Here is a 3,489-nt window from a genome sequence, read left to right as displayed (position 1 = left end):
CACCCCGGCACGGAACAACGTGCCGCCCGGCACCCACACCGTCACACTGATCACCGGCGATGTGGTCACGACCCGTCAGTCCTCCGGCAACGGCAAGGGCGGCACGGTCGACGTGCGCACCGCGACGGGCCGACCCGCCGAGGCGCGTGTCATGGAGTCCGGCGGGGACCTGTACGTCTTTCCCTCCGCCGCACTGCCCTACGTGGCGGCGGGCACGCTCGACCGGCGCCTGTTCGACGTCAGCGACCTGGTCGCCGACAGCTACGACGACGCCCACCGCGACCGGCTGCCGCTGATCGTCTCGTACACCACGGCCGCCGCGGGCCTGCGCGCCACGGCGCCCCCCGGTGCGGCCCGGGTCAGGGACCTGAGCAGTGTGCAGGGCGCCGCCCTCACCGAGGACCGCGACCGCTCGGCCGACTTCTGGCAGGCCGTCACCGCGGCGCCCGCGAACGGTGCGAGGGCGGCGGCCAAGAGCGGTGCCCCGGCCTTCGGCGCCGGCATCGCGCGCATCTGGCTCGACGGCAAGGTGAAGGCGGACCTCGCCGACACCACCGCCCAGATCGGCGCGCCCAGCGCCTGGGCGGAAGGGGACACCGGGCAGGGTGTGGACGTCGCCGTCCTGGACACCGGCATCGACGCCGGGCACCCCGACTTCGGCGGGCGCATAGCCGGCACCGCCAGCTTCGTCCCCGACGAGGACGTCACCGACCGCAACGGTCACGGCACCCACGTCGCGTCCACCATCGCGGGCACCGGAGCGGCCTCCGGCGGCAAGGAGCGAGGCGTCGCCCCGGGGGCGGAACTCCACATCGGCAAGGTGCTGTCGGACACCGGCGGGGGCCAGGACTCCTGGGTGCTGGCCGGCATGGAGTGGGCCGCGGTCGACCAGCACGCCGACGTCATCAGCATGAGCCTGGGCAGCAGCGCCCCGTCGGACGGCACGGACCCCATGAGCGAGGCGGTGAACCGCCTCAGCGCCCAGACCGGCGCGCTGTTCGTCATCGCCGCCGGCAACTCCGGTGCGCCCAGCACGATCAGTTCGCCCGGCGCCGCGGACGCCGCGCTGACCGTGGGCGCCGTCGACTCCGCCGACGACGTCGCGTTCTTCTCCAGCCAGGGCCCGCGGGTCGGCGACGGCGGCCTCAAGCCCGAGATCACCGCCCCCGGTGTGGACGTGCTCGCCGCGCGGTCGCAGTACGCCCCCGAGGGCGAGGGCAGCTACCAGACACTGAGCGGCACCTCGATGGCGACCCCGCACGTCGCCGGCGCCGCGGCCCTGCTGGCCGCCGCGCGACCCGGCCTCACCGGCGCCCAGCTGAAGGACCTCCTGGTCAGCAGCTCGAAGCAGACCCCGCTGTACGACGCCTTCCAGGCCGGCAGCGGCCGGGTCGACGTGCCCGCGGCGCTGCGTGCGGGCGTCTTCGCCTCGGCGACCGCGTTCGCCGGGCAGGTGGCGCAGGGCGGCACCGGGGCCGTGCAGCGCCCGGTGACGTACACCAACACCGGCGACTTGGCCGTCACCCTCGGCCTGTCGGTGCAGGCGCCGAACGCCCCCGCCGGCCTGTTCCGGATCTCGGCCTCCCAGGTCGTCGTCCCGGCGCACGGCACCGCCGAGATCACGCTCACCATCGACGCGTCCAAGGCCGCGGGCAACAACCGCTGGTCGGGCCAGGTCATCGCGACCGACGCGTCCGGGGCCGTCGCCGCGCACACCGCGGTGTCCCTCGGTGACGTGGCGCACAAGCTGACCGTGCTGCTCAAGGACGCCCACGGCAACCCCATGTCGGGCGTGGTCGAACTGCTCAGGTCCGGTGAGTTCGGTCCCGAGTTCTGGGTCGTCGACGAGTCCGGCGTCCTGGAGACGTTCCTGCCCGAGGACGTGTACTCGGTGCTGTCCTTCAAGGACGTGGAGGGCGTGCACGGCCCGCACTCGCTGGGCATGGCGCTGCTGGGGGACCCCGAGGTCGTCATGGACCACGACACGACCGTGACGCTGGACGCGCGCAAGCTCCGCCGGGTCGACATGACCACACCGCGGTCGACCGAGACGACCTACCAGCGCCTGGAGTACAACCGGGCGATGGGCGGCGGTACTTGGCGCGACTACATGGAGACCCAGACCAGCTACGACAGCCTCTGGGCCCAGCCGACCACCCACGACGTCAAGCACGGCGACTTCTACCTCGGCGCCCGCTGGCGCAAGGAGCAGCCGGTGCTCGCCGTCTCCACCCCCAGCGGCGCCTTCACCGACGTCCTGCGGCAGGACGGCGTCACCCCGCTGGCCAAGGGCCACTACCGGCTCCCGCTCGTCGCGGCGGGGGACGGCGCGGCCGCCGACTGGGCGAAGGTCGACGCGCGCGGCAAGGCGGTGGTCGTACGCCGTAACGACTCCGTCGGCGACGCCGAACAGGCGGCGTCCGCCGCGAAGGCCGGCGCCAAGCTGCTGCTCGTCGTCAACAACCAGCTCGGCCGCCAGATCCGCAGCTACGGCCCCGACTGGGACACCGCCGCAAGCCTCGACGTCGCGCTGCTCAGCACGGACGAGGGCGAGCGGCTGCTGCGGCAGGCCACCGGGCGCGGAGCCGTCCTCACGGTGGACTCCCAGCCCGACAGCCCCTACGTGTACGACTTGATGTGGACGTGGCACAACCGTGTCCCGGCCGACCTGGTCGTCAAGGGCGGCTCGAAGAACCTGGCCCGCGTCGACGTCACCTTCGACAGCCCCGACCCGTCGCTCGGCGGCGGCGAGTGGCGCTACGACTGGCCCGTGTACTCGAACTGGGGCATCGGCCTGACGATCCGGGAACCCATGAACAGCCGCCGCGTCGACTGGGTCTCCACCGGCAGCGGCTACTCGTGGGGGCAGGAGGCGTACGTCGACGGCCTGATCTACGAGATCGAGCCGCGCACCACCTACCGGCCCGGCAGCTCGCACACGCAGGAGTGGTTCAAGCCGGTCGCACGGCCGTACCTCGACAACAACTACAAGCTGCCCACGCGCAGCGGGAGCCGGCTCAACCTCGACGTGCCCGGGTGGGGCAGTTCGGACCACGTCGGCATGTCCATGGACTACGACCGCATGCGGCAGTCCCTCACCCTCTACCAGGGCAGCACCCGTCTGGCGGTGGGCTCGTACACCACGGTCGCGGCCGACGCTCCCGGCGCCGGCCGCCTGCCCTACCGCCTGGTGCTCGACGGCAGCCGGGACGCCACGGTGAGCCCGTACTCCGCCACGACGCACACCGAGTGGGGGTTCGACTCCAAGGCACCCACCGGTGACGAGTCCGCCGTCCTGCCGCTGATCCAGCTCGACTACGGCATCGCCACGGACCCGGACGGCCGCGCCGACCGCCACGCCGCGGTCACGGTCTCCGCCGCGCACCTGCCGGGTGCCGCGGGAGCGGGCACGATCGCCCCCGTCACGGTGGAGTTCTCGTACGACGACGGCCGCACGTGGCGGAAGGCGACCTGCGGTCACGACGGCCG

The 3,489-nt window shown here is 73.1% G+C and carries 1 protein-coding gene; it reads left to right on the top strand.

The window, feature by feature from the left end; genetic code table 11:
• On the top strand, positions 1 to 3,489 hold a 3,489-nt coding region (locus ACIP98_RS42040; RefSeq protein ID WP_401982131.1), incomplete at both ends, for a S8 family serine peptidase.

Origin of the sequence: Streptomyces sp. NPDC088354, assembly GCF_044753585.1 — a bacterium.
GTDB lineage: Bacteria > Actinomycetota > Actinomycetes > Streptomycetales > Streptomycetaceae > Actinacidiphila.
This window is presented reverse-complemented; position numbering and strand designations above follow the sequence as displayed.